Genomic DNA, 25,326 nt, shown 5'->3' with positions numbered 1-25,326 from the left:
GCGTTATCAGGCTGAAAGCTCAAAGTTAAACGTTCAAACCTTAAAGGTGAAAGATCAAAGCTCTTAAAAGTTAAAGCTTAAGGCTCAACATTGATAAGTTCGATAAAATCCATGAGAACGGCTTAGGCGGTGTTTGTTTATCGGCCGCGTTGATTGCCGCATGGCTGATTGGCTAACTGCCTGCATAAAACAATACATCCTTTTTCAAATCAAAAAAACCGTTCATCATGAACGGTTTTTTTGATTTGAAAGAAAGAGTGTAATGACAAGGATGTTTATTAAATTATTTGTTCTATTTTTAGAAAATGTAATAAAGTAAATAGAAAAACAAAAGTAAACTAAAAAGTATGAAGTAAATAGAATATTCAAATTTTTAATCCTTGTCTTATAAAAAGTGACAACTCCTATCATATAGGTATCCAGTATGTATCGTTTCAAGAAAAGAATGAATACAGCCGCTTCTTCCCATCCTACACGGGACATATCCGTCTTTAAACACAGTAAGAAATAGTTTTTAAAAATACATGTATCAGAATGTGTAAATTTCAAATAAAAGAAATAAAAAAGAACAACCAACATATTTTTAAACTGGTTGCTCACACTCCAGCAGTGCATTTTGTAAAAGCTGGATATCTTCTTCTATTAATTTCTTAAGGCGCAAGCTGCGACACCGGTTATAATCATCTATTAAACGACCCAATTCAGCAGAAAGAAGAATGATGGTATCTTCCAGAATGAGCACTCCTTTTTGGATAACTTGTTTTCACTAAGATGCGGGACAGATGAACGTGTGGGTGATGTTGATGTCTATTAAACTACTAAAGGATAAAATAGTCAAACCTATATGTTTATACCCTAATTCCAAAAAAATATGCGTAAATATATAAAAAAATTCATTTATTAGAGACGGAAGCTTCCTCAATGTGATAAAAGACATGTTCCCTGTGGTGAATGAAAGAGTTTTTGTTTATTTTAAAACAAATGGTGAAAAATATGGACATGAAAGTGAATATTCCAAACGAACTGTACAAGTAAGGAAGGAGCTGGCTTTGAATGACACAGTGTATTTTGCAAATTAACAAAAAGGCGCAGCGGGCAGGGGACCATATTGCGTTTGCAGCAGCGGAAACATTGGATCCGCCCATCGATATTGGCGGAGGAATGTGTTATCACCGATATATTGAGCATTATGAAAAGCTTGCTTCTGAAGAGGAAAGAAAAATAGGCTTGACGAATATTTTAAGCACTGAGGAAACAGAAAATGAAATTTTTTATACAGTAGACGAGAGCCAGGTTCCGCTTATAAAAGAGGTGGCCGTTTCAATTACGAATGAGTTTCCGGAAAGCTATGAGCGCCAGTACACGGAGTTTATTCAACGTCTTCAAAATGAAAAAATTATTGCTTGAGAAAAGTAAAAAGGTTATGGAGCCGTCGTTTTAAAGGCTTGAATGAGAAATAGACAAAACAAGCAAGCCGGACAGGAGAACGGCTTGCTTGTTTATTAGTACATGGTATTAGGAGGAGGTGAAAAGGAAAAAGAAGACGGGCCATGGTGTTTTTCCAGCATTGTGAAATGCTGTTCTAACTGATCGACGTATTTAAGGTGAAGCAATTCAAAGTGCATATGCTTTTGCGGATCTACATATTCATATCTTTTTGCCAGCAGGCCATACAAACTCGCCATATCCAAAAGATCTTTTAAGGTTTGGTTCATCATCCCCAAAAAAACCTCCTTTAAAGGGTTACCTTAAGATATTCAAATACGGAATCTTTGTATAAGCCGTATGCCTGTTCTTTGACTGTGCTCTTGAAACGGCTATGTATAAGGTTTTCTCTTGCGCCGTCAAAGTAGAGGTGAATTTTGCCCTTTTTGGGGGAACATAAAGAATAAAGCTAAAAAAGGAGAGTGAACAAAATGGAAGTAAATTCCGTAACAGAAAATGTTATTGACGGGCTTAGTCAGCACGAAAAAGATGTGTATCGTTTTATGAGAGACGAATACGAAAGAACGATGAGCTACGGTGATGCATATGATGCTAAAGTGCAGGATCCTCAGCTTACTGCACTTGTGAGCCGTGAATTTAATATTTCCGCTGATGAAGCAAGAAACATTTATATGGATGTTGAATCAAAAATAGCCGATTTTCGGAGGAAACAATCAGGAAAAGTGTAAGCGCCTATCCAGGCGCTTTTTTGCTGGGCAGCACATCCGGAAAAGTACAGCCGTTCTTTCATGATAAAATGAGGAGAAGAGGTGATAGACATGGAATGGATTGGGCTGCCGGCAGGGGCGCTTCAAGCGAATGCATACGTGATTTATGAGAAAGGAAGAGCCTTACTGGTCGATCCAGGCGGAGAAGGGAATAAAATTCGGCGGTTTATCCGGCAGAAAAAATTGCAGCCGGAAGCCATTCTTTTAACACACGCCCATTTTGATCATATCGGAGCAGTGGGACCGCTGCGGAAAGAATACAGTATACCGGTTTACCTTCATCACGCTGAAAAAAAATGGCTGTTCAATCCGGCTTTGAACGGATCGGCTTCTTTTGAGGGAATAGAGCCTATTGTAGTAAACGCCGCTGATCAGCTATTCACAGGGGAAGGAAGGCTTTCGATTGGCAGCTTTTCTTTTGATGTGTACGAAACTCCGGGACATTCTCCCGGCAGTGTCAGCTTTTATTTTAAAGAGGGAGGCTTTGTTGTTGCAGGGGATACTCTGTTTGAAGGCAGCATCGGCCGTACGGATTTAAAAGGCGGGCAGGAAACCCAGCTGTTGAAAAGCATTCGTCAAAAGCTTTTAACGCTGCCGGACGATACATATGTACTGCCGGGTCATGATAATGTGACAACGATTGGCCGGGAAAAGGAAAATAACCCTTTTTTAAAGAAGCATAAATAAAACCTCCATAAAAAAGCTGTGTTTGTTAAAAGAACAAACACAGCTTTTCACGTTTTTAGGCGGATGTGTCTTTTTCTGCATGCCTCTTTTTCCAGGAGGCATGTATTTCCTGAACCCCGATTATAACGGTTTTTAATCCCTTTTTTCGGATTCCTTTTGGTGAAATAGGCTCCATCAATATGTCTGCTCCAGCCGCTCCCGCAATCGTTGCAAGAACACCAGCAGTTCCGGCAGCCACTGTTCCGGCTGTGACCGCGGCTCCCGAGACGGCTCCGGTGGCAGTGGTTACCGCACTGGCTAATCCGGATGCACCGGCAGCCGCAGCTGCGCCAGCGACGGCGGCCCCGGCTGTGGTTACAGCTCCGGCAGCGACCGTTCCAGCCGCTGCAGCCGCCGTCGCTGCAAGCGTTCCCGCTGCAGCAGCGGTACCTGTGACAGCAGCAGCGGTGCCGGCGATGGCGGCTCCTGCAGCTGTCGCGGCAATCGCGCTAGCAGCCAGCGGAGCGGCTGCTGCGACTCCACCTGCTACATAAGCAGCACCTTTCCAAAATCCCATATAAACACCTTCTTTTTTGATTGTTACCTTTATTCGTTTAAGCAGGAAACCCTATACTCATTATGTACCCCGAATGGTCTTTCAGCACACATTTAAAAGAATGAACGCCCGTATGAAATCTTCCCGGCGATCAGCCTGTAACAACAGGGGTATAATCACAAGCTTGATGCTGTTTACGATCACTGAATTCTTTGAAAGAGCAAGAAAGGGTACACCTCCCATTTTTGAAATAGCGGAAAGAGATAAGGAATTGACGGTACATGACTTTGGGGCAGTTTAATGAGCAGTTGCGACGGGTACATTAAAGTATGGTTTGGTAAGCCGTGTATATAAAGTATCCATTTCGAAATGGTACACACATAATAAAAGCACTCACAGGGCGTGAGTGCTTTTTTATTGGGTGAAAAAACTTATTTTTCGAAGGAAAGTTCAGGCTTCTCTGGCCGGGCCGGGGGAACAGGCTGCAGGACAGGTTGTTCTGCGCTCGCTTCGCCACTCATTTGGTTATCAGATGAGGTTGTATCCCCCTCATTTGTTTCTTGGTCCGTTTGTTCTCGGTCAGCCAGTTCATTATTTGCTTGATTCGGCGTTTTACTGTCAGCTGCAGAATCCGCTTTCTCCTTTTTTTGTGTATCTGCTTGGTTAAACCAATCGGATACATAGCCGTCTTTCTTTTCAGGCGTCTGGGATGTTGTTTCTTTTTTCTGTTTTGTTTCATTGCTTGTTGTGTCGTTTTCATTTGAGGCAGCAGGCTGTTCCTTTTCCGGTGCGGTTGTTTCGGTTTGTTCCGCTGTTGCGGCTTCGTTTTTTTGTTCAGGTTTGTCTGTTAAAAAAACATTCAAAAGCAACAAAAAACAGGAAAGTACTGCAAGCAGGAGGACAAAAAGGTACATACTCACTTTATAGATTTTTATAGCCGCTCATCTCCAGTAACAGGACTTATTGTGAAAGTATAAAGCTATTGTACAATATAAAAGAAAAGAACCGAAGAGGCGGCTGCTTTTTTATATCCTGCACTGCAGGCAAAGGAGTAGTAAAATTAATAATGTGCAAAATTCAAAAAAATAAAGCAGCCGGAAGGGCTGCCCTACGTTGACTGCTCACACAAAGAAATAGCTTCGTTTAATAACTGAATGTCACTTTGAATCAGTTCTTTAATCTCTGGATCATCGTATCGGTAATAGTCATTAATTAATTTTCCCAGCTCATTAGACAGGATGATGGATAGATCTTCCATAGTAAACGCTCCTAGATAAAGGTTTTTACGTAATCCTTATTTAATTTTACCTAAAATAGGTTTAATATACTAGCTATAATTACCTATATTTTATGAAGCGAATGAACAGACCGGTTTTTAATAAAAAACTCATTGGGCCGGCCGCCGGAAAAGAAAAGGCTCTGATGAACCATAAGCAGGACCAGACTCCATTATGGCAGCAGAAAGCCAATAAGGTTCAAGCTTAAAAAGCTTCGGTCTGGTTTTTCAATGACCCGGAGGGCTGGGAGCGCATAAAAAAGCAGCCAGGTGAGAACCTGGCTGATACAAGGTTTACTTATAGGAGTAGGATTTGGAACTAACAGTTCTAGTATGTACCATTTGAAAAAATTTTATACAAGAAGCACCTGCCTTTTTTGAAGCTGGGCATGAAGAATTAATGTATTTAATTCTTCACTGTAATAAAGCGCTTCTGCACTGGAAAGTCCATAGAGCTGAACCGCGGAAGCCAGCAGCCCGCGGACTCTTTCGATTTCTTCATACAAATAACCTGTAGGGTCTTTTTCATTTAGCATCTTTTTCTCCATTAATGTACTTCGCAGGTTCAGTTACCCAAAAAAGAAAGGGGGAAAACCTATTTATATAAAATGTAAAGGTCTTTGAACAAAAGACATGGTTGAAAGCTGTTAAAGCACTGGGAAAAGAAAGAGAAATTTGTTATGTTAATAAAAGCATGATGTACATTTAGGAGGATATAAAGTGAAGACATTATTCAAGCTCTTCATTGGACTGGCATTGCTTGTGGCTCTTCTAGGAGCCGGACTGTATTACTTCGGAACCAAAATTGCCTCCGATAAAATAATGGATGAAGTAGCACAACAGATTGAAAACAGCGGAGAAGTGGAACAGATTAAGCAGCAAATTAACAACAACCCAGAGCTGAAAAAGCTGGTTGAAGAAGGCGCCAATGCCGACACTTCTTCTCTTCCGTTTACGACAAAAGAAGAAGCGGCAAGGGAAATGGTGAAAAAGTTCAGCCCGGGCGAGCTTAAAGACATTCAATCGACCGTAAAAGGCGGCCTGACAGAAGAAAAGAAACAAGCATTATTAGAGACACTCCAGAGCAAGCTGACTGAAGATGAAATACAGGCTTTAAAAGTGCTGGCTTACAAGGAACTTTATCAATAAAAGAGGGACACCGGGTGGGGTGTTCTTCTTTTTTATTTAGTGGAACTCATAACGAGGTGCTTGTCTCTGCCTGTTTACATGGCCAAACAGGAATAAGCCCCTGCTTGGATAACGAGGGGCTCTTCTGTCAACTTTGTGTTTGATCTTGTTCGATCCACCAGTCGATTTGATCTAAATCAAAAATAATGATGTCTAAACCAACTTTTTTATGAGGAAGCTTCTTATTTGTGATTAGATCATAAATATCCTTTTCAGCAACTGGATAGTTTACCGACTCAAGATAGGAGATTAATTTCTGTACTCCTTGAATTCTTCTCATTTCATCACCTCCCACAAATATTTCTCCAGGCTTGGGAGAGAAAAACTTGTGTAAAGGATCAAATGAGTGAATATAAACCTTTTTACCCTGTTGGACCCAGCTATATACCTGATCGTTCAATTTTTAAATAATCCATGTAAAATGGCAGCTGCGTAGACATAAGGCAGCTGCCATTTTAAACATGAGTTCAACGGCTGTTCTTTTTTAAGTCATCCATCTGTTCTTGAATGGTTATATGGTGAATAACGGTTAAAATCAAAATGATAATATTTAACAGACTTGATAAGATCGTACCACCTAAGAGTATACATTTTGCTCGGGAATGGAGCATATGATCACCACTTTATTAACGGAGTAGGGTCGGATGAAAAAATAAAGCCTGTTTCACATACACACATTTAAAAAGGGCTGGGCACGTTTACTCTACCCGTATCGTATTGGCATCGCCAAATTGCTGCTTGCCGTTCTGCTGCTGCGAGCCCTGGCTGCTGTAGGAGCCGTTTTGTTGATTGTCCCCTTGACCCTTGCGGCTTACATTTTGACCGCTCGTTTGATACCGGGCGCCTTCATTGTTGTTTTGGTTTTTCGGCTGGTTTTGGCCGTTTTGACTCTGGTTGTTTTGGTTTTGGTTATTGCCTGTTAATGTGTCCATAACATTTTCGATGCCTTTGCCAATCGTTTCTAAAATACCGCCGTTCTGCTGGCCGTTTCCATTCTGCTGGTTGTTTTGGTTTTGATCCGCCATCTTTTTCACCTCCCGAGCTTTATCGTGCACAAACGAAAAAAAATTATTTATAAGCCGGCCAGGTGCTTTTTTCAAGGAACTGTATGAATCGATATGTTTTTGGGTTGAAGATAAAGGGAAAGGACATGCTACTGAGTAAGAAACTCGTTAAGGAGGGACTTGAAAATGGGCGAAAGCCGAAAAAAACAAATGCTTATGAGTGGAATAGCGGTTCTGTTTACACTTGGACTGGCTGGCTGTGGAAACGAAGAAAATCCGCCGGCTGAGCAGGAAGAAGTTGAGCAAAACAATCATAGCGACATTAATGAAGGAATGGACGAAGAGAACAATACAGGCACGAATGAAGACGATCAAGTAGAAGTCGATCCGAATGATGGCGAAACTGAAACGAATCAACAAGGTTCGTAAGCTGGAAAGGAGCTTGCCGGCAACTAATGAAAAGGTGTATCTGACTCCGCACAGATACACCTTTTTCTGATAACACAAAGAAATTAATGCTCTTTTAAGGCAGCCAGGGGAACACTTTGTTCTTTTTCAGGCTCATCCAGTGGATAAATACGAGCCATCTCATTGTCTTCGTCTACATGTTGGATATAAATAGGTAATTCGTTAAACGTCACGTCAGCCATTACAGGAGAAGTGGCGATTTCTTGAGCTCGTCGTAAATTCATCATTGCGGCCTCCTTTTTTTTGATAACACTTTTAACGTTTACTTAAAAAGCGTTCCTTATTCTGCATGGTGTGAAGGGAACGAAAGTGTATCTGCTGCCAATGTTTTGAATGCGTAAAACAGGGGTGTATCAGAAGTTCAAACAAACAAGCCGGTTCAAGGCGCGGCTTGTTTGTTTGAATACGCCCTATAATGAAGGTCAGGGTACGGCTTTTCCATCATCCTTCAATGCCGTTCCACCTGATTAGCATATTGAAAATGAAGCTGGTCATTATACACGTGCTGCTGCGGATCTATATACTCGTACTTTTTTGCAGACAAGCCATACAAGTTCGCCATAGCTAAAAAATCTATTAACGCTTGATCCATTCAAACAAAAACTTCTTTAAAGGATTACGGTATTTGGATGATCCGGCGTAGGTAAGCCATTTGCATGCTATCGTGGATAATCTCATATATGAAAGCAGCCGCCACTCCACTGGCTGAAGGCGGACTTACTTTTGGGCTTCAGTAGACGCTTTTTGTTTTATCAGGCTGTCCCGCTCGGCGGATATTGCTTTGTTTTCTTTTTTTAAACGGGCCACTTCCTGTTTAAGCGCGGCGATGTCTTCCGTTATGATCTTTTTTTCTGAAAAAGCCGCTGCATTGGTTTTCTCCAAAGCCATGCTGTATTGTTCGGCATCCGCTATCTTTCCCTCTAATATGCTTATCTCTTCTTCCAATATCGTAATTTCCTGTTTAAACCGGTTGTTTTCAGCCAAAGCGGCTTCAAAACCCTGGTTTTCATTTCCAAGCGCCGCCAGTGCAACAAGAAAAATCCCTACAAGAAGTGCCGGGTAAAAGATGCGCTTGAACACACGATGCTTTCTGCTGAATAAGCTGCACAAAAAGTGAAAAAGAAAATATAAACAAGCAAAAACGATTAAAATAAGTCCGAGCAGGCTAACTAAAATCAAGCGATCCCTTCTTTCAAGCGAGCTGTGATTTTCCGTGGATTTACACCCGGGCTGGAGCCGGGCAGCCGACAAGGGAATATAGTTATGTTTATTTTTATTCAAAAAATAAAGAAAAGCCAGCTCTTTAGGCCGACAAATCATAACAATATTTACTGAAAAAGGTTGCTATTTTCTTTTGAACAGTGTTATCTAAAAACAGTACATAGGAGGAATCTTTATATGAGCGATAAACAGGAGAGCACTTTTTACATTGTTGATTATGAATGGACAGGGCAGCACATTTTATTTGTAAAAGCAGCGGGCTTCGATGCCGAAAAGGGGAAGGCATTCGAGGAGGTCATTAAGTTCTTAAGGGGCAGGCCGTTTGGGGACAGCATTCATCCCCAAAAGTCTTCTCTGTCAGCTGCTTGCAGAAAGGGCCTTCATGCTTATATAACAAAGAAATTTAACGACAAAGAATTTGATTAAAAAGGAAAAATAGCACTCCTGGACAGGAGTGTTTTTGGCATTGTATTATAAACACCATGCGTTTTGATGGAAGGTTACCGTCTTTTAGCTGCTTCACTTGTTAAGAAATCAAGCTGTTTTTGCATGGCTGTTAATTGCTTTTGAATCGACTCTGCCTGCTGTGGTGCTGAAGACTCAGCGCTTGCTGCTTCCTCTAAAGCGAGCAGTGCGGCAAATGTGGCAACCGCATCCGCGAGGGTTGTAAGGGCTGTAGCAAGAACCGTCAGCTTGGCTGCATTCACTTCAAGAGACACCGGGGAGTTTTCCTTTTGAGCTGCTTTTACATAACGCTGATTCACTATGTGCCTCCTCTCCCAATGGAATAAGCATATATCCGTTCACATTGTATGCAGAAACCGGCACAGTGTGCGAAGCAGCAAGGCTTTTGTCTGCATGTAAAAAGCAGCTGTATGACCAGGCATACAGCTGTTAACATAGTGGTTTGGCGGGTAAAACCGGTCAGAAAGCAAAAGCAGGAGTCATGTAAACAAATCTTGTGCATACTCTCTTAATACCTATTAAAATCCTCCGCCAACGTAAGACGCACCAATGATAATAAGAAGGATAAACAGAACAACAATCAGCGCGAAGCCAGATCCGTATCCATCACCGTTTTTGTAGCCCATCATGATCACCTCCTTTTCCATATAATATGAGGAAGTAAAGGCGGCTCTTGTGCGAATGGTCATAGTGAAACAAAAAATGTTAGAGGAATCATGAAAGGAGCAGAATGCGTGAAGTATGGCTTTGTTGTGAAGGACAATAAGGTTGTCGCAACATTTCGAGGCAGGGGGCAAAACTTTAATATGGCTGCTCACGCATTTATGATGTCTGGTTACGGAATAAGGTGGGTGTCTGCCGAAGAATATCAGGCAGAAAGGGAAAAAACGAAAGAGTAATACCGCCTTTTCCAGATTAGCAACAGAATATGCGCAAAAAAAAAGCAGCCAGGCGATGCCTGGCTGAAAAGTCATGTTCACTTGTAGGAGTTGGGGTTGGGAACTAACAGTCCTATTATGAACCTCTCCATAAAAATTTATACAAAAAAGCCAAAAAACGTTTTGCTTTCCTCTTGAATGTCCGCTTTAAAAGAAAAACGGGACAGGCTAGCCAGCGGAGCCTGACTGCTCAGCAGCAGGAAAGGAAAGAATAAAGCGTGTACCTTTTGCAGGCTCACTTTTTACTTGAACGCTGCCGCGCATAGACTTAACGGTACTGTAGACTACCATTGTGCCAAGTCCTGTACCGAGATCCTTTGTCGTGAAAAAAGGGTTTCCCAGCCGTTCAATTTGTTCTTTATTCATTCCAATGCCTGTATCCGCTACAGTAATAACAGCATGGTCCTTAAAGCGGTTCAATTCGATTGTCAGGGTACCGCCACCGGGCATGGCTTCAATTCCATTTTTTGCAATATTGAGGATACATTGATGAAACTTTTCTTTTTCTCCAGCCAGCAAGCTGTTTTTCTGGAAATTTGTTTTGATTTCTACATCATTCATAGCTGCGTAAGGCGCCACAAAATGTGAGATATTCATTAATTCATGCTTCAAATCTAGCATTTCTACATTTTTCAATGAAGGCTTGGCAAAGGTAAGGTAGTCTGTAATGATTGACTCCGCTTTGTTTAAGGCTTCTACAGCCGTGCTGATGTAATAGTCCTTTTCTAGATTGGAAATCTGGGGGTCGCGCAGCAGCTGAAGAAAACCTTTCGTGACGGTTAACGGATTTCGTACTTCATGAGAAATACTGGCGGCAATGGTGCTGACGGTTTTTAATTTCTCAAGCCTCGCTATTTCTTCGGACAATATCATCTCTTTTTTTGCTTTTTCAATCATCCATACGCAAAGAAGGAGGCCGATTGTTTGAAGCACTACGATCAAAACAGCAAACATAATAAACGCTGCCGTAACAGCTAATGGCAATAAAAGCAGGTTCAAAGCGAGTGTAGACAGGGCTGCAGTTAAGGAGATGCATAGAGCAATCCATAGTTTCTTTTTAAGAACGGCTGCTTTTTTGAAAAAAGGCAGAACCGCAGCCCATAAAAGCAGCAGCAGAGAATAAACGAGGAGGGCGGATAGAAAGTCCGGGACTCCCAATAAAAAACGATAGCCGAGTAAAACGGCTGTCAGAATGCAGGCAGCCCGGCGTCCTCCGTATAATGCTCCAATGATCAAAGGAATTTGGCGGAAGTCGATGGGTATTTCTTGTAAAAGAATAATAGGAAAACTCATAGAAAACACAATCGATATTCCACAAATCAATATAATAATCAGGTTATGTACAATCTGGTTTACTTTCCGTTCCAGGAATTTAAAATAAATTGTAAAACCGAAATAAATCAAAAGGGTGTTTAATAAGAAGCTTTGAATATTAGTAAGAAGAATATCCAATCTTGCAACTCCAGTCGTGTAAAGTGGTAAGAGGTGAAGGGATTTTTCACCCAGCTCTGATACGTTTTTATCATAACACGGAAGAAGCTTTTTTCTTCTATTTGATTAGTAAAAAATATGAAAAATAAAAAAACGCCTTCAATCAAACAAAAAACCCGGCTGCCCTACCGGGTAAAAAACGATCGGTTATTCGCTTGGAAAAACTCTGCGAACGGTATCGCTAAATTCATCAACAAGTCCTTCTACAGGCTCGCCTGCTTCAATCCGCTCAGCATAATCCTTCATTTGAGTAGTAAAATCCGGATCTTCCGAAATATACACTTCTTCAAGGGTCGTATCTGATTCTTTTACTTTGTCTTCCATGTCTTTTTTCAGTTCGTCCGTTACTTGAGTGTCATTTTCTAACTGAACGGCGGCATAAGCACGCTCTCCTGTTGCCAGAACAGTGGCGTCTTCTACTTTATCCATGTCCTCAAGGCTGCCCTCTGCTTTATCCAATACAGACAGTCGGGCTTCATTATTACCTTCATCATCTGTTGTCTGCTCATTCTGTGAATCCTGTTCAGCCGCATTATTGTCAGCTTTGTCTGCCGTTTCGTCATTATTATTCATACATCCGGCCAAGAAAAAGATAGTCATACAAGCCGCCAAATACATTGATGCTTTTTTCATCAAACAGCCTCCTTTGTACAAGTTAAAATGAACAAAGGATATTTTCTCCAATGTATGCCGGAATATACCATGAAGATGAAAAAGAAGCCTTTTGAAAAAGGCTTCCTGCTATAACCATTCTTGTATAAAGAGTTTAAAAATAAAATGGGGGAACGATCAAATGAGTCCGGCCGTACTTTTTCTGCTTAATCTATCGACATGAACGGGTCGAGCCTGCACAGAAGCAGACGCCGCTCGTTTCGATTGCCATACATCCAGATAAAGATAAAAAACTTTTTTATATCGGCTGTTTACATTGTACTAAAGCTTCACTTAAAAGCTGGATATCATCCTGAATCTGTTTTTTAATGATTAAATCAGGACATTTGAAATAGTCATCGACGAGCCGTTCCAGTTCAGCAGATAAAAGAAGGGCAACCTCTTTCAGAGTAAACACTCTCCTTTAAATAAATTCTCCCCATTTTATATACTGTCTGTGAACATGGAGAGGTTGAAAAGGATAAAAAATAAAAATGGTTATTTTTAAATTTTATGTAAAGAGGAAGAAAAACATTCAAACAATTAGGTGCGAAATAAAAAGGAGGCAGAATCAGCATGAATTTCTGCCTTGAGGATGATCAGCGCTTGACTAGGATGATTTCTTTTTGTAAAATGCCGCCATTTCTTGAATGGATCGCATAATTTCTTTGAATTGCAGAGCAAATAAACAGAGGCTGGAGAAAGAAAAAAACACAACCGGAACAAATCGAAACCAATGCATAAAATCCTCTCCGTTTCTGTCTAGCGATAAGTATACATCCTTGAAACTGCAGTGATTTTCCGTTCACTTATCTAGAAACGAATGCAGTGATTCCTGTTTACCAAGAACACGTTCTGCACGAACTCATTATATGCGGCCCCTTAAAAGAGATGTCTTTTTTCGCCGCTTATTTCCGTCTCCTGATGAAAGGGATATCGAGACAGGAGAAAAGCCGTCTGTCAATGGAAGAGGCAGGCAGCTTTGTTTTTTTAACGGGTTAAAAAAAGCGGCTTTTATTGTATAAAAAATAATAAATGGACCATACTGACGGATACAGGTGGTGAAACGATGATAACAAACAGCCGCATGATGCTGTCCGGGCACATTATGTTAATTGAAATTTTAAACCGTCCGTTTTACCGTTTTGCCATTGTGGCAGAACAAAGAGACCGGGATCAGCCTTTTATCAAGCCAGTGCCTATTTATGGGACTATTACATTTAATAAAAACAAACGTGAGGTTGTCGCAGATAGCTTAAACACTTCATTTGGCAATCTAGAGAGCAGCACTCGGCAGTGGATTGAAAAAAAGCTCATGAAAGAAATTGATGAATACCATGAGCGGCAGCTGCTCGTTCAGCAGAAGCACTCGTAACAAAAAGAGCATCCATTCGGATGCTCTTGCTCTCAGTCTGCCTTCAAACTTTGCCTATACAGGTCCGAAGCTTCCTTATAAAAAAGGAAGCTTTTTTGTGCGGCTGATCGGCTTTATTACTGGTTATTAAAAGCGGAAATGGAACATTAAGTGATAGAGAAAGTGAAAAACAATGAAACAAAAGGAAGAGTTGATCCGTAGAAAAAAATGAAACAAAGAGAAGGAGATTGGTTATGATGCAATCAGGAAAATCATTGATTACGTCCCATGTGCTGCCGAGGTTTTTCAGTACGCTTTTGCTTTCGTTTATCGGTACATTAGTTGGCGGGATGTTCATTCCAGAAACAGTAGCACTTGCTTTAGGCCTGGTTCCGATCCTTGTACTGCTGCTGCTTTTAATAAAATCATTTTCAGCGGGAAGAAAAAGAAAGAAAGGGTTCAGTACGTATGGATTGCGGCTGCCTATGTGGCTCGTGTACGTGTTTACGCTGCTGGTTGGAATTTCTATTTATCCGGCTATCGATCTATACGTCGATGCGATGGGGATGGCGCTCGTCGTAGCGGCGTTCGGTATTGCTTCCGCTCTATTCGGCGGGTTGTTTATTTACACATACTTTACAAAAAAAGATTTCTCCTTTTTGGGCGGTATGCTCTTTTTTGCACTGCTTACACTGATCCTGCTTAGCATTGCCAACATTTTTATTGGTTCCAGCTTTATGGACCTTGGCCTTGCCTTTGCCGGAATCCTTATTTTCTCCGGCTATATGCTGTATGACATTTCCCGGATGAAGGAGTCAGGGTTTAAAGAAGCGGACGTGCCAGCAGCGGTCTTTGATTTGTATTTGAATTTTATTAATATCTTCTTGGATATTTTGCGGGTGCTGAACTTTTTCACTTCAAGAGACTAAGACACTCTTCCCGAAAAAAGTAAGTCCCGGCCTATATGCGGCCGGGACTTTTTCAGTTATTGATTGTTTTTCGTTGGATTGTTTTCAGGATCCAGCTCGTCATCCTTTGTTCCATCATCAATACCGTTATCCTGGTCTTTTCCGTCATTGACACCGTTAGCATCCTCTGGGTTATTTTCAGGGTCCAGCTGATCATCGGTTGTTCCATCATCGATACCGTTATCCTGATCTTTTCCGTCATTGATACCGTTAGCATCTTCGTTGTTGCCGCCGTTTTCTTGATCCGGACCATCATTGACTCCGTTTCCTTTGTCGTTTTCATCTCTTAGTTCGGTATCTAAATCGCCTTCTGTTTCATCTTGTTCAGTTTGATTTTGGGTACCGGTATTGTTTTGTTCTTCCATTTGATCCTGCTCATTATTCGTGTCGTCATTTTGTCCGCCGCCGCAGCCGGCCAGCCCGAGTACGAGTAAAGCCGTTAGTCCGCTGACAAGAAGTTCTTTTGTGCCGGTAAATTTCATGTGTGCATTCTCCTTTAAGTAAGGTTGTCGTCAATGGTAGCATGCCCAGTGTATGAAGAAGTAAACAAAAAGAGCAGGATGGCCAAAGAATTTCTGGCAGGCAAAACGAATCCGCTATTTATCACTAGCCAGAACAGGTTAAGGCAGAAGGTGATTGAGTCAAAAGATTGAATAGTATATAGGTATAAAAAGCTAATCGGGTTTGTAATATAGTTCATTTCGGCTTGACTTGACATAATTCGACATGATTTAATGGGACTAAAGATAAAGGCAAACTTCTCCGAAAGGGAAGGACGCAAAGCCACGGGTCTACTTTTGAGCCAGTGAAAAACGACAGCCGGGTTGCCAAATAGGGAAGCTTCTCCGTATTTGGTTGAATAACTGTTTAAAGCAGGAGGAAATATGCGGAGAAAATCAAACGACGTAAAAGCACATGTAGAAAAATTTTTTGTTTTATTGAAAAAATATCCGGACAGTACAGATTCCGCTTTAGTTTTTGTACGGTTTTTACGCTCTTTCTTAAGGGATTGCTCCCAGCCGGAAGTACTGCCTACGATTGAAATTATGACACTTTTAAAAGAACATAAGCCGATCACGTTTCACTCTATGAGAAAGCTTTCGGAGCGTGATGACCTATTGGCTTTTTTAACGGGTTTATCGATGAGTCCCCGGGAAGCCGAAAATAAGCTTCAAGCCATATACGAAAGCCGGGAATATAAAACAATGAAAAGCTCCTGATGAAGGGAGCTTTTTTTATTTAAATGCGGAGGCTTTCCGTTAAATATGGAAACATATAATTGGATTTTATTTGGAGAAAAAACGTTTGTTCGTTACAATGAAAAAGAGAGATCAAGCAGGTTATAAACATGTGTCTTTACATGTTAAGAAGTAAAAACATTTTTGTCCCGCTATTTGAGTATAAGTCGAAGAAATCCTGCGAAAAGGAGGAAAAACCATATGCTTAATCAGCTTTCCGTCCGCCAGCAGAAAATGCTTCTTTATATAAATGAGTGTGTCCGCACGAAAAATTATCCACCTGCGATACGTGAGATTGGCGAAACGGTAGAACTAAAATCTGCTTCAACTGTAAAAGGCCATTTAGACCGCCTGAAAGAATCCGGCTATGTAACCTGGGAAGATAGAAAGCCAAGAACCCTGCGTGTAACCGGAAAATTTGTTCAGTAAAGGATTTCATCAGGACGGCAAACCAAAAGCGAACCGGGAAAGATCGGTTCGCTTTCATAATAATGCAGAAGATACAAGCCACGTGTGAGCTTCAAGGATTCTTCGAAGGCTGATTTTCCGATAACCACCAGTCAATATGATTTAAGTCAAAGATCATCGCCCCGTTCATCAGCTTTCTATGAGGAAATTGTCTTTTTCGGATTAAATCCTCAACCTCTTCATGTGTAAGCGAATAATGATGGGCATTAAGGTATGTGAGTAAGCTGGGAATGCCTTGAACTCTCCTCATATGATCACCTCCGACTCTTTATTCTCTGTTATCTGAAAAAAGTGGAGAAATGTGTTGGAAAAAGCAGATAATAGAATGTATATCCAGCGTACCCGCTTTTCGAAAGACGCAAACGATTTAATGGGAAGAAGGCATCGGCCGTCAGTTGAGCAGATGGCCTGCCTTCAGGTTTTATTCCTCTGGTGCATGTATTTTGCTGTTTGGGCTGAATGAGGCCTGCATAAAAAAGCGGGCTGATCACGGTGATAGCGGCCGAATAATAAACAAACGCAGTTATACATGCAGGATGACCTTTTAAAAGAAGTTTATACACAAGCCTTAAAAACACATTTAGCCAAAAAACCTGAGAGTGGACACTTTCAGGTTTTTTGGTTCGGTTGTGCCATGCTGAAAGAAATAATGTGCGGGTATCGAATGTGATGATGAACATCATTGATGGTTAACTGAAGATGATCAATGGCCACTCCAGTCAGCTTTCCGGTCAATAACCCGCCGGTTGTGGCTACTTGAATCATTTTGCCGCTATGCATGAGAAGGTGGTCGAGAAAGACGGGTTCTGCTGTTACGGTGTAAACCGGTGATAATTGCTGCATAATGGCTGGAAATTGGGGAGAATACAAATAATGTCCTGGCGGTAACAGCGAGTGTTGAGGCGGCTTTGGATATTCCTGTACCATCGATTTCACTCCTTTATATAGTTACAGTATGCGTTCATTGGCGGAGTGACACTTTGCCTTCGTGTACTTTCCGGCTTAGCTCTTTCATAATGTAGGACAAGCAGAAAAAAGGAGGGTGCTGTAATGAAAAAATGGATCGCAGCGGCTGCAGCGGCTATCGTATTAAGTGCCTGTACGGCAGAAGAAGAAATGGTTCAAAGCACGTTTTCAGAAGGGACGGAATCAATTATTGAAGAGCCGTCAGAGGAAGAGCTGGCCGAACAGATGAAAGAGGAAGCCGTGCCGGCGAAATTCCCGGAGTTAAATGCTGACGAGCCGCCAGTCGGTAAAAAAGTGACTGCGACAGGACGCGTTACGGAAGTGATCGAACCCGGCTTAACGGGCTCATTTTCCCTTCAGGCATCGGATGGCACATATGTGATTATGAATGCCACACAGACGGAAGTCGAAATAAATGAGAGCATTACAGTGTATGGAACAGTGGCAGTGGAAAAAGCAAAAGATGGGGCACCGGCTATCAATGCAGTGATTATTGAGAAGTAGAAAACGCTTTCAAAAAGCAGTTTCAGTTCCAGCGAAGGATCGATTATTCTTAAAGAAACAACATGAATGAGCCGATTTTATGTATACAAGAATGGTCGGTGCCTTGATGGAGCTTATCATAAAAGATTTACTCATTAATTTTTTATTTGTTCTTATTCCGGTCTTTTTTATGCAAATGCTTTACCTTGTTTCCTGCTTATACCGTTTTAAAAAAGTAAAGGCATCATGGTTTGTTGTGTTTCCGGTTATGTCTTTTGTATTATGTATGCTGTTTCCTTTTTCATTTGGAGACGGATTTAACTTTGACTTGCGCCGGGTTCCTTTTCTGCTGGGGATTTTATATGGAGAGCCGGGATTTGCTGCATGGCTGCTTCCGGTTTTCTTATAACCTTTTTTACCTTTACGCTTATTGCCGTGCTGGCGATGTTTTTCTCGAATTACTATTTAAAGATGCCGTTAAAACAAAACTCCCTTCGATGGACGTGATTACCCTTTTTTCTTAGCTGCTTACAACGTACACGGCCGGGCAAATCTATGATATGCATATGACGGTAAACATGTGGGTGGTCTTTTACATCCTTAATATTGTTTTTATCCTGATTGCTGCCGTTTTGTTAGAGGTGATTAAAACCAATTTTGATGTATTGCAAAAGCTGATGAAAGCGGAGAAATTAGAGATTGTCAGCAACCTTGCCGCCGGCATTTCACATGGAGTGTGAAATCCGCTGACGGCCACCCGGGGATTTATACAGCTTTCCTATGAAAGTGAGATACCATCGGAAACAAAAGAGCAAATTCTGATTTCCATTCAGGAACTGGACAGGGCTACTGGCATTATGGACGATTATTTAACACGCTCCCGCTGAGGCATAAGCCATTATTTTTCACGAAACAATAAATCATGCTGTAAACGTGTTAATGCCGCTGGCCAAAATGAACAGTGTAGAGCTCGACGTGTCTGCAGAAAAAAGAGCACTGTATATCCTTGGCGAACGAAAAAAGCTCGAGCAGGCTTTCATCAATATCATTAAAAATGCAATCGAAGCCATGCCGGACGGCGGCAAAACAAGGATCAAAACAACCTATGAACATCATCTTGCTAAAATCCGTATTTGCGGTCAGGGAAAAGGAATGATATAAAAGCAAATGGAACCGGCCTCGGCATGATGGGTGCTTTTAGCTTTATTCAAAGTTTAGGCGGAAGAATCCAGGTTACAAGCAAAGTCAATAAAGGAATGTGTTTTTAATCGAGCTTCCGACCGTCCATGAATAATAAATGAACCTGAACTGAAAAAGCCGGGCTCACAAGCTGGGCTTTTTCAGTCCAGTATACTAAGGCCGAATGGACACAGGAGTCCCGATAGGAATCGTCCGGGAAAGCTCTTCCACATCCTTATTGTGCATTCGAACACAGCCTCTAGAAACATACTTTCCGATGGAAGAAGGATCATTTGTGCCGTGAATGCCATAACTTTTCTTCGACAAACTCATCCACATCGTTCCGTACGGCCCCCCCGGGTTGGGTGCTTTATTAATAATAATAAAATCTCCTACAGGTGTTTCATGCAGCATTCTGCCAACGCCAACCGGGTATACTTTTCTGACTTGGCCCCGGTAAAATAGCGTTAAAGCCCGATTCGAAAGAGAGACCACAATGGAAAAAGGAAGGCTTGCGGGAGAAGGGAAGCCTGGAATGGTAATGCGCTGTCCCACATAAATCAAATTGGGTGTAATACCTGGATTGCTGGCAATAAGAGCAGCTAATGAAATCCGGTAGTCTCCCGCGATCGAGGAAAGTGTTTCCCCGCGTTTTACAGTATGAATCACGTGATTCCTCCTTTTCTGCTTTGACCCTTTAGTTTATTCAAGGCCGTTGCAAAACGGGAGAAATCGTACTAATATCCATACTAATATAAGTAACAGTATGAACATTAGCTGGCGCTCAGCCCTTTTTCCAAATATTGAATCAGCTGGCTGACTGCTTCTTTTCCTGCTTCTTCCCATTTGTTTTTTTGATTGATGGGCGCGTCAGAAGAAACCGGATCTTGAAATTGGTTCCAGCCGGATGCTGTCAGTAAAGAATGCTCGTCTTTTTCTAAGCCCATATTGATCACATGTTTAATAATAAAAGGAGATTCAAACGAAATAAAAGCATCATACTCATCAAGCATACCGTCGAGTACCGTAAATGGAAGACGAATATAAATGGTTTCGTTTTTACTGTTCCATAATGTATGATCAAAGCTGCCAGCGTCATACTCCCAATTTCCGCCCAAGTCGTATCCAAGCTCATTCATTTTGTCTCTTATATCACCAAAGCGGGCCGTTTTTCCTTCCAGCTCTGTTTGCAGCTTTAACATATTTTTTCACTCCTGTTCCGAAAGTTCGTTTACAGTTTTAACGGTAAATCTGTATTCAATACGTACAGTGGCCGAACGAAGTAAAAAGCACCAAAAACCCCGGGTTTGTTTGAACACGGGGTGTAGGTGTATGATGCTGGATTAAGCGTTCAAGTCGTTTGTTCCTGGGCTATGTTCATTTGGCATCTCCGGCATAAGGGGAACAGGGAAGCCTGCCGGAGGATCGACAACCGAAAGCGTCCCATCATTTCGGCTTGGAGACTCGCCTTGGAAAATTTGGGCTATTTTTGTTTCATCCATTCTGAAGTTAAACAGCGCGTTGTGGTAGCCCATTTCGACATACTTCCGGCATTCTGGGTATTTATTGATATCGTAATTTGGAACCGGGAACAGCTTGCCCCAATCAACTCCCAGTGTTTCAAGCGCTTTGGCAAATGCATTTTGATGGGCATTATCCCGGACAATAAGGAAAGCCAGCGTTTCACGAAAAGTTTGGTTGCTGCTCATTTCGTAAATACGAGTTTTTTGCAGAACACCTGTTGATTCGAGAACGAGGTTATCAAGCAAATCCCCGATCAGGTTTCCGTGGCTGTACACCCAGGAGCCATTCCACGGATTTCCTGCTGCGTCTACTGGAAGAGAAGCCTGGGCACCGATAATATAATGATGCGGATTCGCATGCTTGACTACGTCACCGAGCGGCGCGCCATCTGCTCCGGAATTGCCTGGCATAGGAGACTCACCGGAACCATTGAGCAGCTGGTTAATAGTGTTTTGTACAAGCTCTACATGGGCAATTTCCTCAAGGAAAATACCGCGAAGAAGATCCCGGTATTGAACGGCCTTGCCTCTGAAATTAGAGCTTTGAAAGAAAAACTGCATCATTGTCCGCATTTCCCCGAAATGTCCGCCTAATATTTCCTGCAGCACTTTTGCAGCCGCGGGATCGGGCTGGTCTGGTGCTACAATATTGATCAATTCTTCCTTGTAATAATACATATATATCTGCCTCATTTCTTCGTATTGGTTGTTCAGTCGTTATCATGGCAGAGACCTGTTTGTTTTATTCATAGGGCAGGATTTCGTTCGAAGAAAACGAGTCATGAAATGGATGGATTTCGACGAGGAAAGTACATTCGGCAAATCTAAGGAGCCGTCTCAAATAAAAAAGTGGTAAAGGGGATAAAGGATAGCAAGTAGTACACGGGTGTTTTATGACGGATTATCAATCGCCGCCTCACCGGGGATGAGGCGGCGATTAGCGGTAATCAATCTGTTTTTAAACGTGAATAAAGAGCAAGGTCAATAAATGTTCCTTTTGATTTTTCGCTTTTTCGAAGAATGCCTTCAAATGAAAAACCTGTTTTTTGCAGCACTCTAATAGAAGAAAGGTTTTCAGGCTCTGCTTTTGCTTCCACCCTCATTAATTGTAAATGATGAAATGCGTAATCGATCAAACACAATACCGCTTCTCCTGCATATCCGTTCCCCCAATGAGGCCGGCCAAGGTCATATCCAATTTCAGCTTTTGCATTTTCGAAATCAAAGCTGTTAAACCCGCATGAGCCGATGGCTTGGTCTGTTTTCTTCTCGGTTAAGGTATACCGGACAGCCCTGTTTTCGTCTGCCAGTTGGTTTAAAAAACGAATCATTTGCTCTGCCTGTTCCACATTAGTAAAAGTATCAATGTTCATAAACCTTGTAACGGCTGGATCAGACCAGATTGAAAATAGAGAAGCAGCATCCGCCTCTGTTACTTTGCGGAGTATGAGCCGCTTCGTTTCAAAGAAATCAATCAGCAATCTTTTTCCCCTCCATATGCAGGATGAGTTATTGAATAAAAGCTTGGGTTTCTTTGTGCATTGTCCAGCTCCTTTACGGCATAAGCTTTTTTTATTATAGCCTGTAAAAGTAAATGTGGAAATAAAAACCAGCTGTCTCATGAACAGCTGGCAAACAAGAAATTTATTTTCGTTCTGTGTACGGGTCTTTTTCCGCCGGAGGAAGATCGCCTAAAGAAGACATTAAGTCTTCATCATCAAGCACTTCCTCATACAATTTATGCTCTCTGCTTGGATAAACGTCCACTCTGTTTCCATGAATATCAACAGCCGCAAAGTTTTCATAATCCTCTACATAACCTTTATTTTCCTGTGATTCCACATACATGTCTCCGTATTCCTCTGGCGCATTCATAAAGTCTGCCGGTGTTTCAGAAGTACCGTACTGCGCAACATCCTGCCAGGCGTCTTCTGCATCGTAGGCAATATTTTCTGATTTATCATCAAAATCAAACTGGCCAAATGGCGGCGCAAGAACGGCTTCTTCAACGGGCCGGTCGTTTGAAATATTTTGGTCTTGTGAATGCTTCAGACAAAACAAAGTGGTTGGCACGGCTTCTAAACGCTCTACAGGAATTTCTTCTTTACAGGTTCTACAAATACCATACGTTCCATTTTGAATCGCTTCTAGTGCTGTATTGATTCCTTCCAATTCAAACCGGCTATGTTCATTCAACGCTATATCTTTTTCCCGCTCATATAACTCTGTCCCCACATCACCCGGATGATTATCGTAAACGGACAATTCCCTCGTCGAGTCAGACAAGCTTCTTTGCAATTGGAAGTGATCAGTACCCTCAAAACGGGATTCCAATTCCTTTTTTCTGTTCGTTAACTCTGTTTGAAAATCGGCTAATTGGGTTTTGTTCAGCATAAGGTTCAGTCCTTTACATTCCATTTTTAACGTCTTTCAGCATACTCATTTTGAAAAGGGCAAGCTCTTTTAAAGTATGATTCCCAAAGCAGCCGTTTTGACTCCTGCAGCGTGCAGTTGTATATTTTGGCACATAAAAAAAGCGCCTTAAGCGCTTAATGTTCCTTTTTTATTTCTTTTTTGATGGGAATGCTCTTTGAAAAGACCTCATCCGATTTTTCTTCGGAGTCTATGTTTTTTGGAAGGAAAATAATTGAAGCAATAAAGCTAATGGTTAACAATACACATAACAGCCATCCGAACATATCAATGGGAGCCATTTGCAAAACCTCCTTTGTTGAAAAAACACGATATTATAAATAAGATATGCGCTAGTTTGGACACTTAGCACTATAAATATGCAAAAGAGATGTAAGCTTTCCCATATTTTCGATAAAAAAGTAAATAGAGGTTTTAAAAACAGAAAAACAGGGAATAAAACATTGTTTAATATGGAAGTGAAAGGCAGACGGATGAAACAGATTATAGATATTTCCCATCACCAAGGCGTCATTGACTGGAAAACAGCTCAACGCCATATAGAGCTGGCCATTCTGCGGGTGCAGGATGGCAGCACGACAAGGGACCGCTGTTATGCAGCTAATGCTGCAGCATGTAACGAGTATGGTATTCCATTCGGCAATTATGCGTTCTGCCGGTTTGTTTCAGTTAATGATGCGGTCATCGAAGCGCGCGACTTTTGGAAACGGGGTGATCAAAGAGCCGCTTTTTGGGCGGCAGATGTGGAAGTGAAAACGATGAATGATATGCGTGCCGGTACACAAGCGTTTATTGATGAGCTTCGGCGTTTAGGGGCCAAAAAAGTTGGCTTGTATATCGGCCATCATACGTACAAAGCATTTGAAGCAGAAAAAGTAAGGGCTGATTTTGTCTGGATTCCGCGGTACAGCCAAAAACAGCCGGACTTTCCGTGTGACATATGGCAGTATACAGACAGGGGGAAAATTGAAGGAATTAAGGGATCAGTTGATTTAAATCGATTAACTGGAACAAAATCATTGGAGTGGTTTCTTAACAGCCCGTCTGAAGCTGTAACGAAAACAAAAGCGGATAGTATAATCGATCTCGCTGTTTCATTTGTGAATAAAATAACAGGAGATAAATGACAAAAAGCCCCAGCCGCTAAGGGGCGGCTTTGGAGCTTTTTCGGGTTTCAAGTGTGTGGAATCCATGGTCATAAGGCAAAAAGGAGCTTGCTTAAACTCCCCGGTTGTCGATTTTCCGGCTTGCTCATCAAAAACATTCAACAGTTATCGGCTGTGGTTTTGTCTGTTTTCAGGATTATGCTTTAGTGAGGAGCCATACTCGGATTCGGAAAACAATTTTGGTTTTCTCGACATGAAAAAAAGTGAACCAGCGAAGCCGGCTGTCAGCAAAGTAGATAAAGACCATCCGAAAAGTTCAATTGGTGTCATCTTGTAGAAAACCTCCTTGTTTTATCGTAATGAATTACTTCTTTACCCATCTCAAGAAAAATAAAACATATTCAGTCCAAAAATAAAAAACACTGCATCTGCATTCAGTTTTTGGCCTTTTATATGATTTGAAAGAAGAGAGATGCTTATGCAGAGAGACCGTGCAAGGATAGCTTATTTTACAAAAATCGTTTAAAATAACGAATGTTCATTTATTCAGCCGCAGGAGGAAAAAATATGAAGCCAGCTCAAGAAATACGGGAGTTTTTATTAGATAAAGCAAAGCAGATCACTGAAGAGTGGTACGCTTCTTTGGATAAAAATGATCCAAGCGGAGTTTATTCCACAACAGATCCCCATGCTATTGAACTGCTTAAAAAGCAAAATTACGAATTCCATCTGCAATTCTGCGAGTTGTTCGTAAAAGAAGAAAGTGTTTTTTTAAAGGATCTGGAACAATGGATTATTCAAGTCGCAAAAGATGAGCAGCACTTAAATACACCAGCGCAATTTATTGTGAGGGAATTTTTTAGAACACGCGACCAGTACCTCCGGTTTTTAGGAGAGTTTTTTTCTGCGCATCGGTCCGCTTTTCCACAGGAGGCTGTTGACCTATGGAATCAGCGGGTCAGCCGGGGTATTGACAGCGTCGTGATCTGGTTTATGGAAGAGCACCATAAATTCTCTGTGAAACGGCTTCAATGCCAGCAGGAAATGATTAACGAGCTGAGTTCTCCTGTTATTACCTTAAATCGCGGAACGGGACTTCTGCCGCTGGTAGGGGATATTGATACTGCACGCGCCAAGCTGATTCTCGAAAAAACGCTCGAGCAATGCGCGGAAAAACGGGTGGATTGTCTGTTCATTGATTTGTCAGGTGTGATTATGATTGATACAATGGTGGCCCAGCAGCTGTTCCATCTTGTAGAAGCGCTAGGCTTAATCGGCGTCAAAACCACGCTGTCAGGCATCCGTCCGGAGCTTGCGCAAACAGCCGTGCAGCTGGGTCTTAACTTTGACAAGCTGTCCATTGCTTCCACGCTGTCACATGCGATGGCCGCCAGTGAAATGTAATAAAATATCAGCACAGAAAACCAGTTAAAGAAATGCCCATTATAGGGGCCATTCTTTAACTGGTTTT

40 protein-coding genes and 1 riboswitch are annotated in these 25,326 nt (G+C 41.7%); of the genes, 17 read left to right on the top strand and 23 right to left on the bottom strand.

The features are described from left to right. The first annotated feature begins 1,053 nt into the window (after window positions 1-1,053). Window positions 1,054-1,407: a hypothetical protein gene (locus L2D08_RS07320; RefSeq protein ID WP_242233095.1), complete on the top strand. Its 354-nt coding sequence runs from the start codon at window positions 1,054-1,056 to the stop codon at window positions 1,405-1,407. 95 nt (window positions 1,408-1,502) lie between these two features. Here the strand turns inward: L2D08_RS07320 and L2D08_RS07315 are convergent, their stop codons facing one another. After that, entirely contained in the window at window positions 1,503-1,718 is a 216-nt protein-coding gene (locus tag L2D08_RS07315; RefSeq protein ID WP_242233094.1) for a hypothetical protein, read from the bottom strand. A gap of 198 nt (window positions 1,719-1,916) precedes the next feature. Here L2D08_RS07315 and L2D08_RS07310 point away from each other — a divergent pair, with 198 nt between their 5' ends. Both L2D08_RS07310 and L2D08_RS07305 read left to right on the top strand, forming a co-directional pair. Further along, a complete protein-coding gene (locus L2D08_RS07310; protein WP_242233093.1) occupies window positions 1,917-2,174 on the top strand; it encodes a hypothetical protein in 258 nt (85 codons plus the stop codon). A 90-nt stretch (window positions 2,175-2,264) separates the two neighbouring features. Next, window positions 2,265-2,900: an MBL fold metallo-hydrolase gene (locus L2D08_RS07305; RefSeq protein WP_242233092.1), complete on the top strand. Its 636-nt coding sequence runs from the start codon at window positions 2,265-2,267 to the stop codon at window positions 2,898-2,900. Window positions 2,901-2,955: 55 nt separating this feature from the next. Here the strand turns inward: L2D08_RS07305 and L2D08_RS07300 are convergent, their stop codons facing one another. The 4 genes from L2D08_RS07300 to L2D08_RS07285 all read right to left on the bottom strand — a co-directional run bounded on the left by L2D08_RS07300 (window position 2,956) and on the right by L2D08_RS07285 (window position 5,247). Next, window positions 2,956-3,456 carry a hypothetical protein gene (locus tag L2D08_RS07300; RefSeq protein ID WP_242233091.1) on the bottom strand — a complete coding sequence of 167 codons (501 nt, stop codon included), beginning with the start codon at window positions 3,454-3,456 and terminating at the stop codon, window positions 2,956-2,958. A gap of 410 nt (window positions 3,457-3,866) precedes the next feature. Next, entirely contained in the window at window positions 3,867-4,307 is a 441-nt protein-coding gene (locus tag L2D08_RS07295; protein WP_242233090.1) for a prolipoprotein diacylglyceryl transferase, read from the bottom strand. A gap of 236 nt (window positions 4,308-4,543) precedes the next feature. Further along, window positions 4,544-4,693 (bottom strand): hypothetical protein, encoded by a 150-nt coding sequence (locus L2D08_RS07290; protein ID WP_242233089.1) that lies wholly within the window; start codon window positions 4,691-4,693, stop codon window positions 4,544-4,546. A gap of 371 nt (window positions 4,694-5,064) precedes the next feature. Then, a complete protein-coding gene (locus L2D08_RS07285) occupies window positions 5,065-5,247 on the bottom strand; it encodes a Spo0E family sporulation regulatory protein-aspartic acid phosphatase (RefSeq protein ID WP_242233088.1) in 183 nt (60 codons plus the stop codon). Between the two features lie 184 nt (window positions 5,248-5,431). Here L2D08_RS07285 and L2D08_RS07280 point away from each other — a divergent pair, with 184 nt between their 5' ends. Continuing rightward, window positions 5,432-5,860, top strand: coding sequence for a hypothetical protein (locus tag L2D08_RS07280; protein ID WP_242233087.1), 429 nt, complete (start codon window positions 5,432-5,434; stop codon window positions 5,858-5,860). A 127-nt stretch (window positions 5,861-5,987) separates the two neighbouring features. On the opposite strand, the gene L2D08_RS07275 is transcribed toward L2D08_RS07280, so the two are convergent. Both L2D08_RS07275 and L2D08_RS07270 read right to left on the bottom strand, forming a co-directional pair. Next, entirely contained in the window at window positions 5,988-6,179 is a 192-nt protein-coding gene (locus L2D08_RS07275) for a hypothetical protein (RefSeq protein WP_242233086.1), read from the bottom strand. Window positions 6,180-6,597: 418 nt separating this feature from the next. After that, window positions 6,598-6,924: a hypothetical protein gene (locus L2D08_RS07270; RefSeq protein ID WP_242233085.1), complete on the bottom strand. Its 327-nt coding sequence runs from the start codon at window positions 6,922-6,924 to the stop codon at window positions 6,598-6,600. 165 nt (window positions 6,925-7,089) lie between these two features. On the opposite strand from L2D08_RS07270, the gene L2D08_RS07265 reads away from it, so the two are divergent. Next, a complete protein-coding gene (locus tag L2D08_RS07265) occupies window positions 7,090-7,332 on the top strand; it encodes a hypothetical protein (RefSeq protein ID WP_242233084.1) in 243 nt (80 codons plus the stop codon). A gap of 83 nt (window positions 7,333-7,415) precedes the next feature. Here L2D08_RS07265 and L2D08_RS07260 read toward each other — a convergent pair whose 3' ends face one another. The 3 genes from L2D08_RS07260 to L2D08_RS07250 all read right to left on the bottom strand — a co-directional run bounded on the left by L2D08_RS07260 (window position 7,416) and on the right by L2D08_RS07250 (window position 8,550). Beyond that, window positions 7,416-7,595 (bottom strand): small acid-soluble spore protein H, encoded by a 180-nt coding sequence (locus L2D08_RS07260; protein WP_242233083.1) that lies wholly within the window; start codon window positions 7,593-7,595, stop codon window positions 7,416-7,418. Window positions 7,596-7,819: 224 nt separating this feature from the next. Further along, entirely contained in the window at window positions 7,820-7,963 is a 144-nt protein-coding gene (locus tag L2D08_RS07255; protein ID WP_242233082.1) for a hypothetical protein, read from the bottom strand. A gap of 125 nt (window positions 7,964-8,088) precedes the next feature. Next, window positions 8,089-8,550, bottom strand: coding sequence for a hypothetical protein (locus L2D08_RS07250; RefSeq protein ID WP_242233081.1), 462 nt, complete (start codon window positions 8,548-8,550; stop codon window positions 8,089-8,091). Window positions 8,551-8,769: 219 nt separating this feature from the next. Here L2D08_RS07250 and L2D08_RS07245 point away from each other — a divergent pair, with 219 nt between their 5' ends. Next, window positions 8,770-9,018 (top strand): hypothetical protein, encoded by a 249-nt coding sequence (locus L2D08_RS07245; protein ID WP_242233080.1) that lies wholly within the window; start codon window positions 8,770-8,772, stop codon window positions 9,016-9,018. A 74-nt stretch (window positions 9,019-9,092) separates the two neighbouring features. On the opposite strand, the gene L2D08_RS07240 is transcribed toward L2D08_RS07245, so the two are convergent. Further along, window positions 9,093-9,356: a hypothetical protein gene (locus L2D08_RS07240; RefSeq protein ID WP_242233079.1), complete on the bottom strand. Its 264-nt coding sequence runs from the start codon at window positions 9,354-9,356 to the stop codon at window positions 9,093-9,095. Between the two features lie 219 nt (window positions 9,357-9,575). Continuing rightward, the gene (locus tag L2D08_RS07235) at window positions 9,576-9,683 is read right to left on the bottom strand and encodes a YjcZ family sporulation protein (protein ID WP_285881603.1); all 108 of its coding nucleotides are present in this window, start codon (window positions 9,681-9,683) and stop codon (window positions 9,576-9,578) included. Between the two features lie 108 nt (window positions 9,684-9,791). On the opposite strand from L2D08_RS07235, the gene L2D08_RS07230 reads away from it, so the two are divergent. Next, complete coding sequence (locus L2D08_RS07230; RefSeq protein WP_242233077.1) at window positions 9,792-9,956, top strand: hypothetical protein; 165 nt, start codon at window positions 9,792-9,794, stop codon at window positions 9,954-9,956. 207 nt (window positions 9,957-10,163) lie between these two features. Here L2D08_RS07230 and L2D08_RS07225 read toward each other — a convergent pair whose 3' ends face one another. Beyond that, the gene (locus tag L2D08_RS07225; RefSeq protein ID WP_242233076.1) at window positions 10,164-11,447 is read right to left on the bottom strand and encodes an ATP-binding protein; all 1,284 of its coding nucleotides are present in this window, start codon (window positions 11,445-11,447) and stop codon (window positions 10,164-10,166) included. Between the two features lie 186 nt (window positions 11,448-11,633). Beyond that, complete coding sequence (locus tag L2D08_RS07220) at window positions 11,634-12,119, bottom strand: YhcN/YlaJ family sporulation lipoprotein (protein WP_242233075.1); 486 nt, start codon at window positions 12,117-12,119, stop codon at window positions 11,634-11,636. A 1,087-nt stretch (window positions 12,120-13,206) separates the two neighbouring features. Between L2D08_RS07220 and L2D08_RS07215 the strand changes: the two genes are divergently transcribed. Together L2D08_RS07215 and L2D08_RS07210 are read left to right on the top strand one after the other, a co-directional pair. Next, window positions 13,207-13,512 (top strand): hypothetical protein, encoded by a 306-nt coding sequence (locus L2D08_RS07215; RefSeq protein ID WP_242233074.1) that lies wholly within the window; start codon window positions 13,207-13,209, stop codon window positions 13,510-13,512. A gap of 233 nt (window positions 13,513-13,745) precedes the next feature. Then, window positions 13,746-14,420, top strand: coding sequence for a Bax inhibitor-1/YccA family protein (locus L2D08_RS07210; RefSeq protein ID WP_242233073.1), 675 nt, complete (start codon window positions 13,746-13,748; stop codon window positions 14,418-14,420). A gap of 56 nt (window positions 14,421-14,476) precedes the next feature. Here the strand turns inward: L2D08_RS07210 and L2D08_RS07205 are convergent, their stop codons facing one another. After that, on the bottom strand, window positions 14,477-14,941 hold the full coding sequence (locus L2D08_RS07205; protein WP_242233072.1) for a hypothetical protein: 465 nt from the start codon (window positions 14,939-14,941) through the stop codon (window positions 14,477-14,479). A gap of 259 nt (window positions 14,942-15,200) precedes the next feature. Further along, window positions 15,201-15,291, top strand: a riboswitch (cyclic di-GMP riboswitch). A 52-nt stretch (window positions 15,292-15,343) separates the two neighbouring features. On the opposite strand from L2D08_RS07205, the gene L2D08_RS07200 reads away from it, so the two are divergent. Both L2D08_RS07200 and L2D08_RS07195 read left to right on the top strand, forming a co-directional pair. Beyond that, entirely contained in the window at window positions 15,344-15,679 is a 336-nt protein-coding gene (locus tag L2D08_RS07200) for a hypothetical protein (RefSeq protein ID WP_242233071.1), read from the top strand. A 219-nt stretch (window positions 15,680-15,898) separates the two neighbouring features. Next, window positions 15,899-16,126, top strand: coding sequence for a LexA family protein (locus L2D08_RS07195; RefSeq protein ID WP_242233070.1), 228 nt, complete (start codon window positions 15,899-15,901; stop codon window positions 16,124-16,126). A gap of 91 nt (window positions 16,127-16,217) precedes the next feature. Here L2D08_RS07195 and L2D08_RS07190 read toward each other — a convergent pair whose 3' ends face one another. Beyond that, window positions 16,218-16,415 carry a hypothetical protein gene (locus L2D08_RS07190; RefSeq protein ID WP_242233069.1) on the bottom strand — a complete coding sequence of 66 codons (198 nt, stop codon included), beginning with the start codon at window positions 16,413-16,415 and terminating at the stop codon, window positions 16,218-16,220. A 359-nt stretch (window positions 16,416-16,774) separates the two neighbouring features. Next, window positions 16,775-17,092, bottom strand: a complete 318-nt coding sequence (locus L2D08_RS07185) for a DUF2642 domain-containing protein (protein ID WP_242233068.1) — start codon at window positions 17,090-17,092, stop codon at window positions 16,775-16,777. A 123-nt stretch (window positions 17,093-17,215) separates the two neighbouring features. Here L2D08_RS07185 and L2D08_RS07180 point away from each other — a divergent pair, with 123 nt between their 5' ends. From L2D08_RS07180 to L2D08_RS07165, 4 genes are all read left to right on the top strand, one after another. Then, on the top strand, window positions 17,216-17,635 hold the full coding sequence (locus tag L2D08_RS07180; RefSeq protein WP_242233067.1) for a hypothetical protein: 420 nt from the start codon (window positions 17,216-17,218) through the stop codon (window positions 17,633-17,635). Window positions 17,636-17,714: 79 nt separating this feature from the next. Further along, entirely contained in the window at window positions 17,715-18,023 is a 309-nt protein-coding gene (locus tag L2D08_RS07175) for a hypothetical protein (protein ID WP_242233066.1), read from the top strand. Window positions 18,024-18,180: 157 nt separating this feature from the next. Beyond that, window positions 18,181-18,354: a hypothetical protein gene (locus L2D08_RS07170; RefSeq protein ID WP_242233065.1), complete on the top strand. Its 174-nt coding sequence runs from the start codon at window positions 18,181-18,183 to the stop codon at window positions 18,352-18,354. A gap of 193 nt (window positions 18,355-18,547) precedes the next feature. After that, on the top strand, window positions 18,548-18,775 hold the full coding sequence (locus L2D08_RS07165) for a hypothetical protein (protein WP_242233064.1): 228 nt from the start codon (window positions 18,548-18,550) through the stop codon (window positions 18,773-18,775). A 192-nt stretch (window positions 18,776-18,967) separates the two neighbouring features. On the opposite strand, the gene L2D08_RS07160 is transcribed toward L2D08_RS07165, so the two are convergent. The 6 genes from L2D08_RS07160 to L2D08_RS07135 all read right to left on the bottom strand — a co-directional run bounded on the left by L2D08_RS07160 (window position 18,968) and on the right by L2D08_RS07135 (window position 23,030). Continuing rightward, the gene (locus L2D08_RS07160; RefSeq protein ID WP_242233063.1) at window positions 18,968-19,462 is read right to left on the bottom strand and encodes a L,D-transpeptidase family protein; all 495 of its coding nucleotides are present in this window, start codon (window positions 19,460-19,462) and stop codon (window positions 18,968-18,970) included. Window positions 19,463-19,566: 104 nt separating this feature from the next. Continuing rightward, on the bottom strand, window positions 19,567-19,995 hold the full coding sequence (locus L2D08_RS07155; RefSeq protein ID WP_242233062.1) for a YugN family protein: 429 nt from the start codon (window positions 19,993-19,995) through the stop codon (window positions 19,567-19,569). Between the two features lie 141 nt (window positions 19,996-20,136). Beyond that, the gene (locus L2D08_RS07150; protein WP_242233061.1) at window positions 20,137-20,994 is read right to left on the bottom strand and encodes a manganese catalase family protein; all 858 of its coding nucleotides are present in this window, start codon (window positions 20,992-20,994) and stop codon (window positions 20,137-20,139) included. Between the two features lie 269 nt (window positions 20,995-21,263). Next, window positions 21,264-21,794 carry a GNAT family N-acetyltransferase gene (locus L2D08_RS07145; RefSeq protein WP_242233176.1) on the bottom strand — a complete coding sequence of 177 codons (531 nt, stop codon included), beginning with the start codon at window positions 21,792-21,794 and terminating at the stop codon, window positions 21,264-21,266. A gap of 166 nt (window positions 21,795-21,960) precedes the next feature. Then, window positions 21,961-22,710, bottom strand: coding sequence for a TraR/DksA C4-type zinc finger protein (locus L2D08_RS07140; protein WP_242233060.1), 750 nt, complete (start codon window positions 22,708-22,710; stop codon window positions 21,961-21,963). 155 nt (window positions 22,711-22,865) lie between these two features. Continuing rightward, window positions 22,866-23,030: a hypothetical protein gene (locus L2D08_RS07135; protein WP_242233059.1), complete on the bottom strand. Its 165-nt coding sequence runs from the start codon at window positions 23,028-23,030 to the stop codon at window positions 22,866-22,868. A gap of 192 nt (window positions 23,031-23,222) precedes the next feature. Here L2D08_RS07135 and L2D08_RS07130 point away from each other — a divergent pair, with 192 nt between their 5' ends. Both L2D08_RS07130 and L2D08_RS07125 read left to right on the top strand, forming a co-directional pair. Beyond that, window positions 23,223-23,876, top strand: a complete 654-nt coding sequence (locus tag L2D08_RS07130; protein WP_375337566.1) for a glycoside hydrolase family 25 protein — start codon at window positions 23,223-23,225, stop codon at window positions 23,874-23,876. Window positions 23,877-24,422: 546 nt separating this feature from the next. Then, entirely contained in the window at window positions 24,423-25,259 is an 837-nt protein-coding gene (locus L2D08_RS07125) for an STAS domain-containing protein (protein ID WP_242233058.1), read from the top strand. Window positions 25,260-25,326 lie beyond the last annotated feature (67 nt).

This window comes from Domibacillus sp. PGB-M46 (assembly GCF_022668875.1).
Taxonomy (GTDB): domain Bacteria; phylum Bacillota; class Bacilli; order Bacillales; family Domibacillaceae; genus Domibacillus.
Note: the sequence above shows the minus strand (reverse complement) of the source record. Positions and strands in the feature narration are given on the sequence as shown.

Bases quoted from the DNA above. Each gene is read 5' to 3' on its own strand.
- L2D08_RS07320 (WP_242233095.1), top strand. From the start codon at position 1,054: ATGACACAGTGTATTTTGCAAATTAACAAAAAGGCGCAGCGGGCAGGG.
- L2D08_RS07315 (WP_242233094.1), bottom strand. From the start codon at position 1,718: ATGATGAACCAAACCTTAAAAGATCTTTTGGATATGGCGAGTTTGTAT.
- L2D08_RS07310 (WP_242233093.1), top strand. From the start codon at position 1,917: ATGGAAGTAAATTCCGTAACAGAAAATGTTATTGACGGGCTTAGTCAG.
- L2D08_RS07305 (WP_242233092.1), top strand. From the start codon at position 2,265: ATGGAATGGATTGGGCTGCCGGCAGGGGCGCTTCAAGCGAATGCATAC.
- L2D08_RS07300 (WP_242233091.1), bottom strand. From the start codon at position 3,456: ATGGGATTTTGGAAAGGTGCTGCTTATGTAGCAGGTGGAGTCGCAGCA.
- L2D08_RS07290 (WP_242233089.1), bottom strand. From the start codon at position 4,693: ATGGAAGATCTATCCATCATCCTGTCTAATGAGCTGGGAAAATTAATT.
- L2D08_RS07285 (WP_242233088.1), bottom strand. From the start codon at position 5,247: ATGCTAAATGAAAAAGACCCTACAGGTTATTTGTATGAAGAAATCGAA.
- L2D08_RS07275 (WP_242233086.1), bottom strand. From the start codon at position 6,179: ATGAGAAGAATTCAAGGAGTACAGAAATTAATCTCCTATCTTGAGTCG.
- L2D08_RS07270 (WP_242233085.1), bottom strand. From the start codon at position 6,924: ATGGCGGATCAAAACCAAAACAACCAGCAGAATGGAAACGGCCAGCAG.
- L2D08_RS07265 (WP_242233084.1), top strand. From the start codon at position 7,090: ATGGGCGAAAGCCGAAAAAAACAAATGCTTATGAGTGGAATAGCGGTT.
- L2D08_RS07260 (WP_242233083.1), bottom strand. From the start codon at position 7,595: ATGAATTTACGACGAGCTCAAGAAATCGCCACTTCTCCTGTAATGGCT.
- L2D08_RS07255 (WP_242233082.1), bottom strand. From the start codon at position 7,963: ATGGATCAAGCGTTAATAGATTTTTTAGCTATGGCGAACTTGTATGGC.
- L2D08_RS07245 (WP_242233080.1), top strand. From the start codon at position 8,770: ATGAGCGATAAACAGGAGAGCACTTTTTACATTGTTGATTATGAATGG.
- L2D08_RS07235 (WP_285881603.1), bottom strand. From the start codon at position 9,683: ATGGGCTACAAAAACGGTGATGGATACGGATCTGGCTTCGCGCTGATT.
- L2D08_RS07220 (WP_242233075.1), bottom strand. From the start codon at position 12,119: ATGAAAAAAGCATCAATGTATTTGGCGGCTTGTATGACTATCTTTTTC.
- L2D08_RS07215 (WP_242233074.1), top strand. From the start codon at position 13,207: ATGATAACAAACAGCCGCATGATGCTGTCCGGGCACATTATGTTAATT.
- L2D08_RS07210 (WP_242233073.1), top strand. From the start codon at position 13,746: ATGATGCAATCAGGAAAATCATTGATTACGTCCCATGTGCTGCCGAGG.
- L2D08_RS07205 (WP_242233072.1), bottom strand. From the start codon at position 14,941: ATGAAATTTACCGGCACAAAAGAACTTCTTGTCAGCGGACTAACGGCT.
- L2D08_RS07200 (WP_242233071.1), top strand. From the start codon at position 15,344: ATGCGGAGAAAATCAAACGACGTAAAAGCACATGTAGAAAAATTTTTT.
- L2D08_RS07195 (WP_242233070.1), top strand. From the start codon at position 15,899: ATGCTTAATCAGCTTTCCGTCCGCCAGCAGAAAATGCTTCTTTATATA.
- L2D08_RS07190 (WP_242233069.1), bottom strand. From the start codon at position 16,415: ATGAGGAGAGTTCAAGGCATTCCCAGCTTACTCACATACCTTAATGCC.
- L2D08_RS07185 (WP_242233068.1), bottom strand. From the start codon at position 17,092: ATGGTACAGGAATATCCAAAGCCGCCTCAACACTCGCTGTTACCGCCA.
- L2D08_RS07180 (WP_242233067.1), top strand. From the start codon at position 17,216: ATGAAAAAATGGATCGCAGCGGCTGCAGCGGCTATCGTATTAAGTGCC.
- L2D08_RS07175 (WP_242233066.1), top strand. From the start codon at position 17,715: ATGTATACAAGAATGGTCGGTGCCTTGATGGAGCTTATCATAAAAGAT.
- L2D08_RS07170 (WP_242233065.1), top strand. From the start codon at position 18,181: ATGACGGTAAACATGTGGGTGGTCTTTTACATCCTTAATATTGTTTTT.
- L2D08_RS07155 (WP_242233062.1), bottom strand. From the start codon at position 19,995: ATGTTAAAGCTGCAAACAGAGCTGGAAGGAAAAACGGCCCGCTTTGGT.
- L2D08_RS07150 (WP_242233061.1), bottom strand. From the start codon at position 20,994: ATGTATTATTACAAGGAAGAATTGATCAATATTGTAGCACCAGACCAG.
- L2D08_RS07140 (WP_242233060.1), bottom strand. From the start codon at position 22,710: ATGCTGAACAAAACCCAATTAGCCGATTTTCAAACAGAGTTAACGAAC.
- L2D08_RS07135 (WP_242233059.1), bottom strand. From the start codon at position 23,030: ATGGCTCCCATTGATATGTTCGGATGGCTGTTATGTGTATTGTTAACC.
- L2D08_RS07130 (WP_375337566.1), top strand. From the start codon at position 23,223: ATGAAACAGATTATAGATATTTCCCATCACCAAGGCGTCATTGACTGG.
- L2D08_RS07125 (WP_242233058.1), top strand. From the start codon at position 24,423: ATGAAGCCAGCTCAAGAAATACGGGAGTTTTTATTAGATAAAGCAAAG.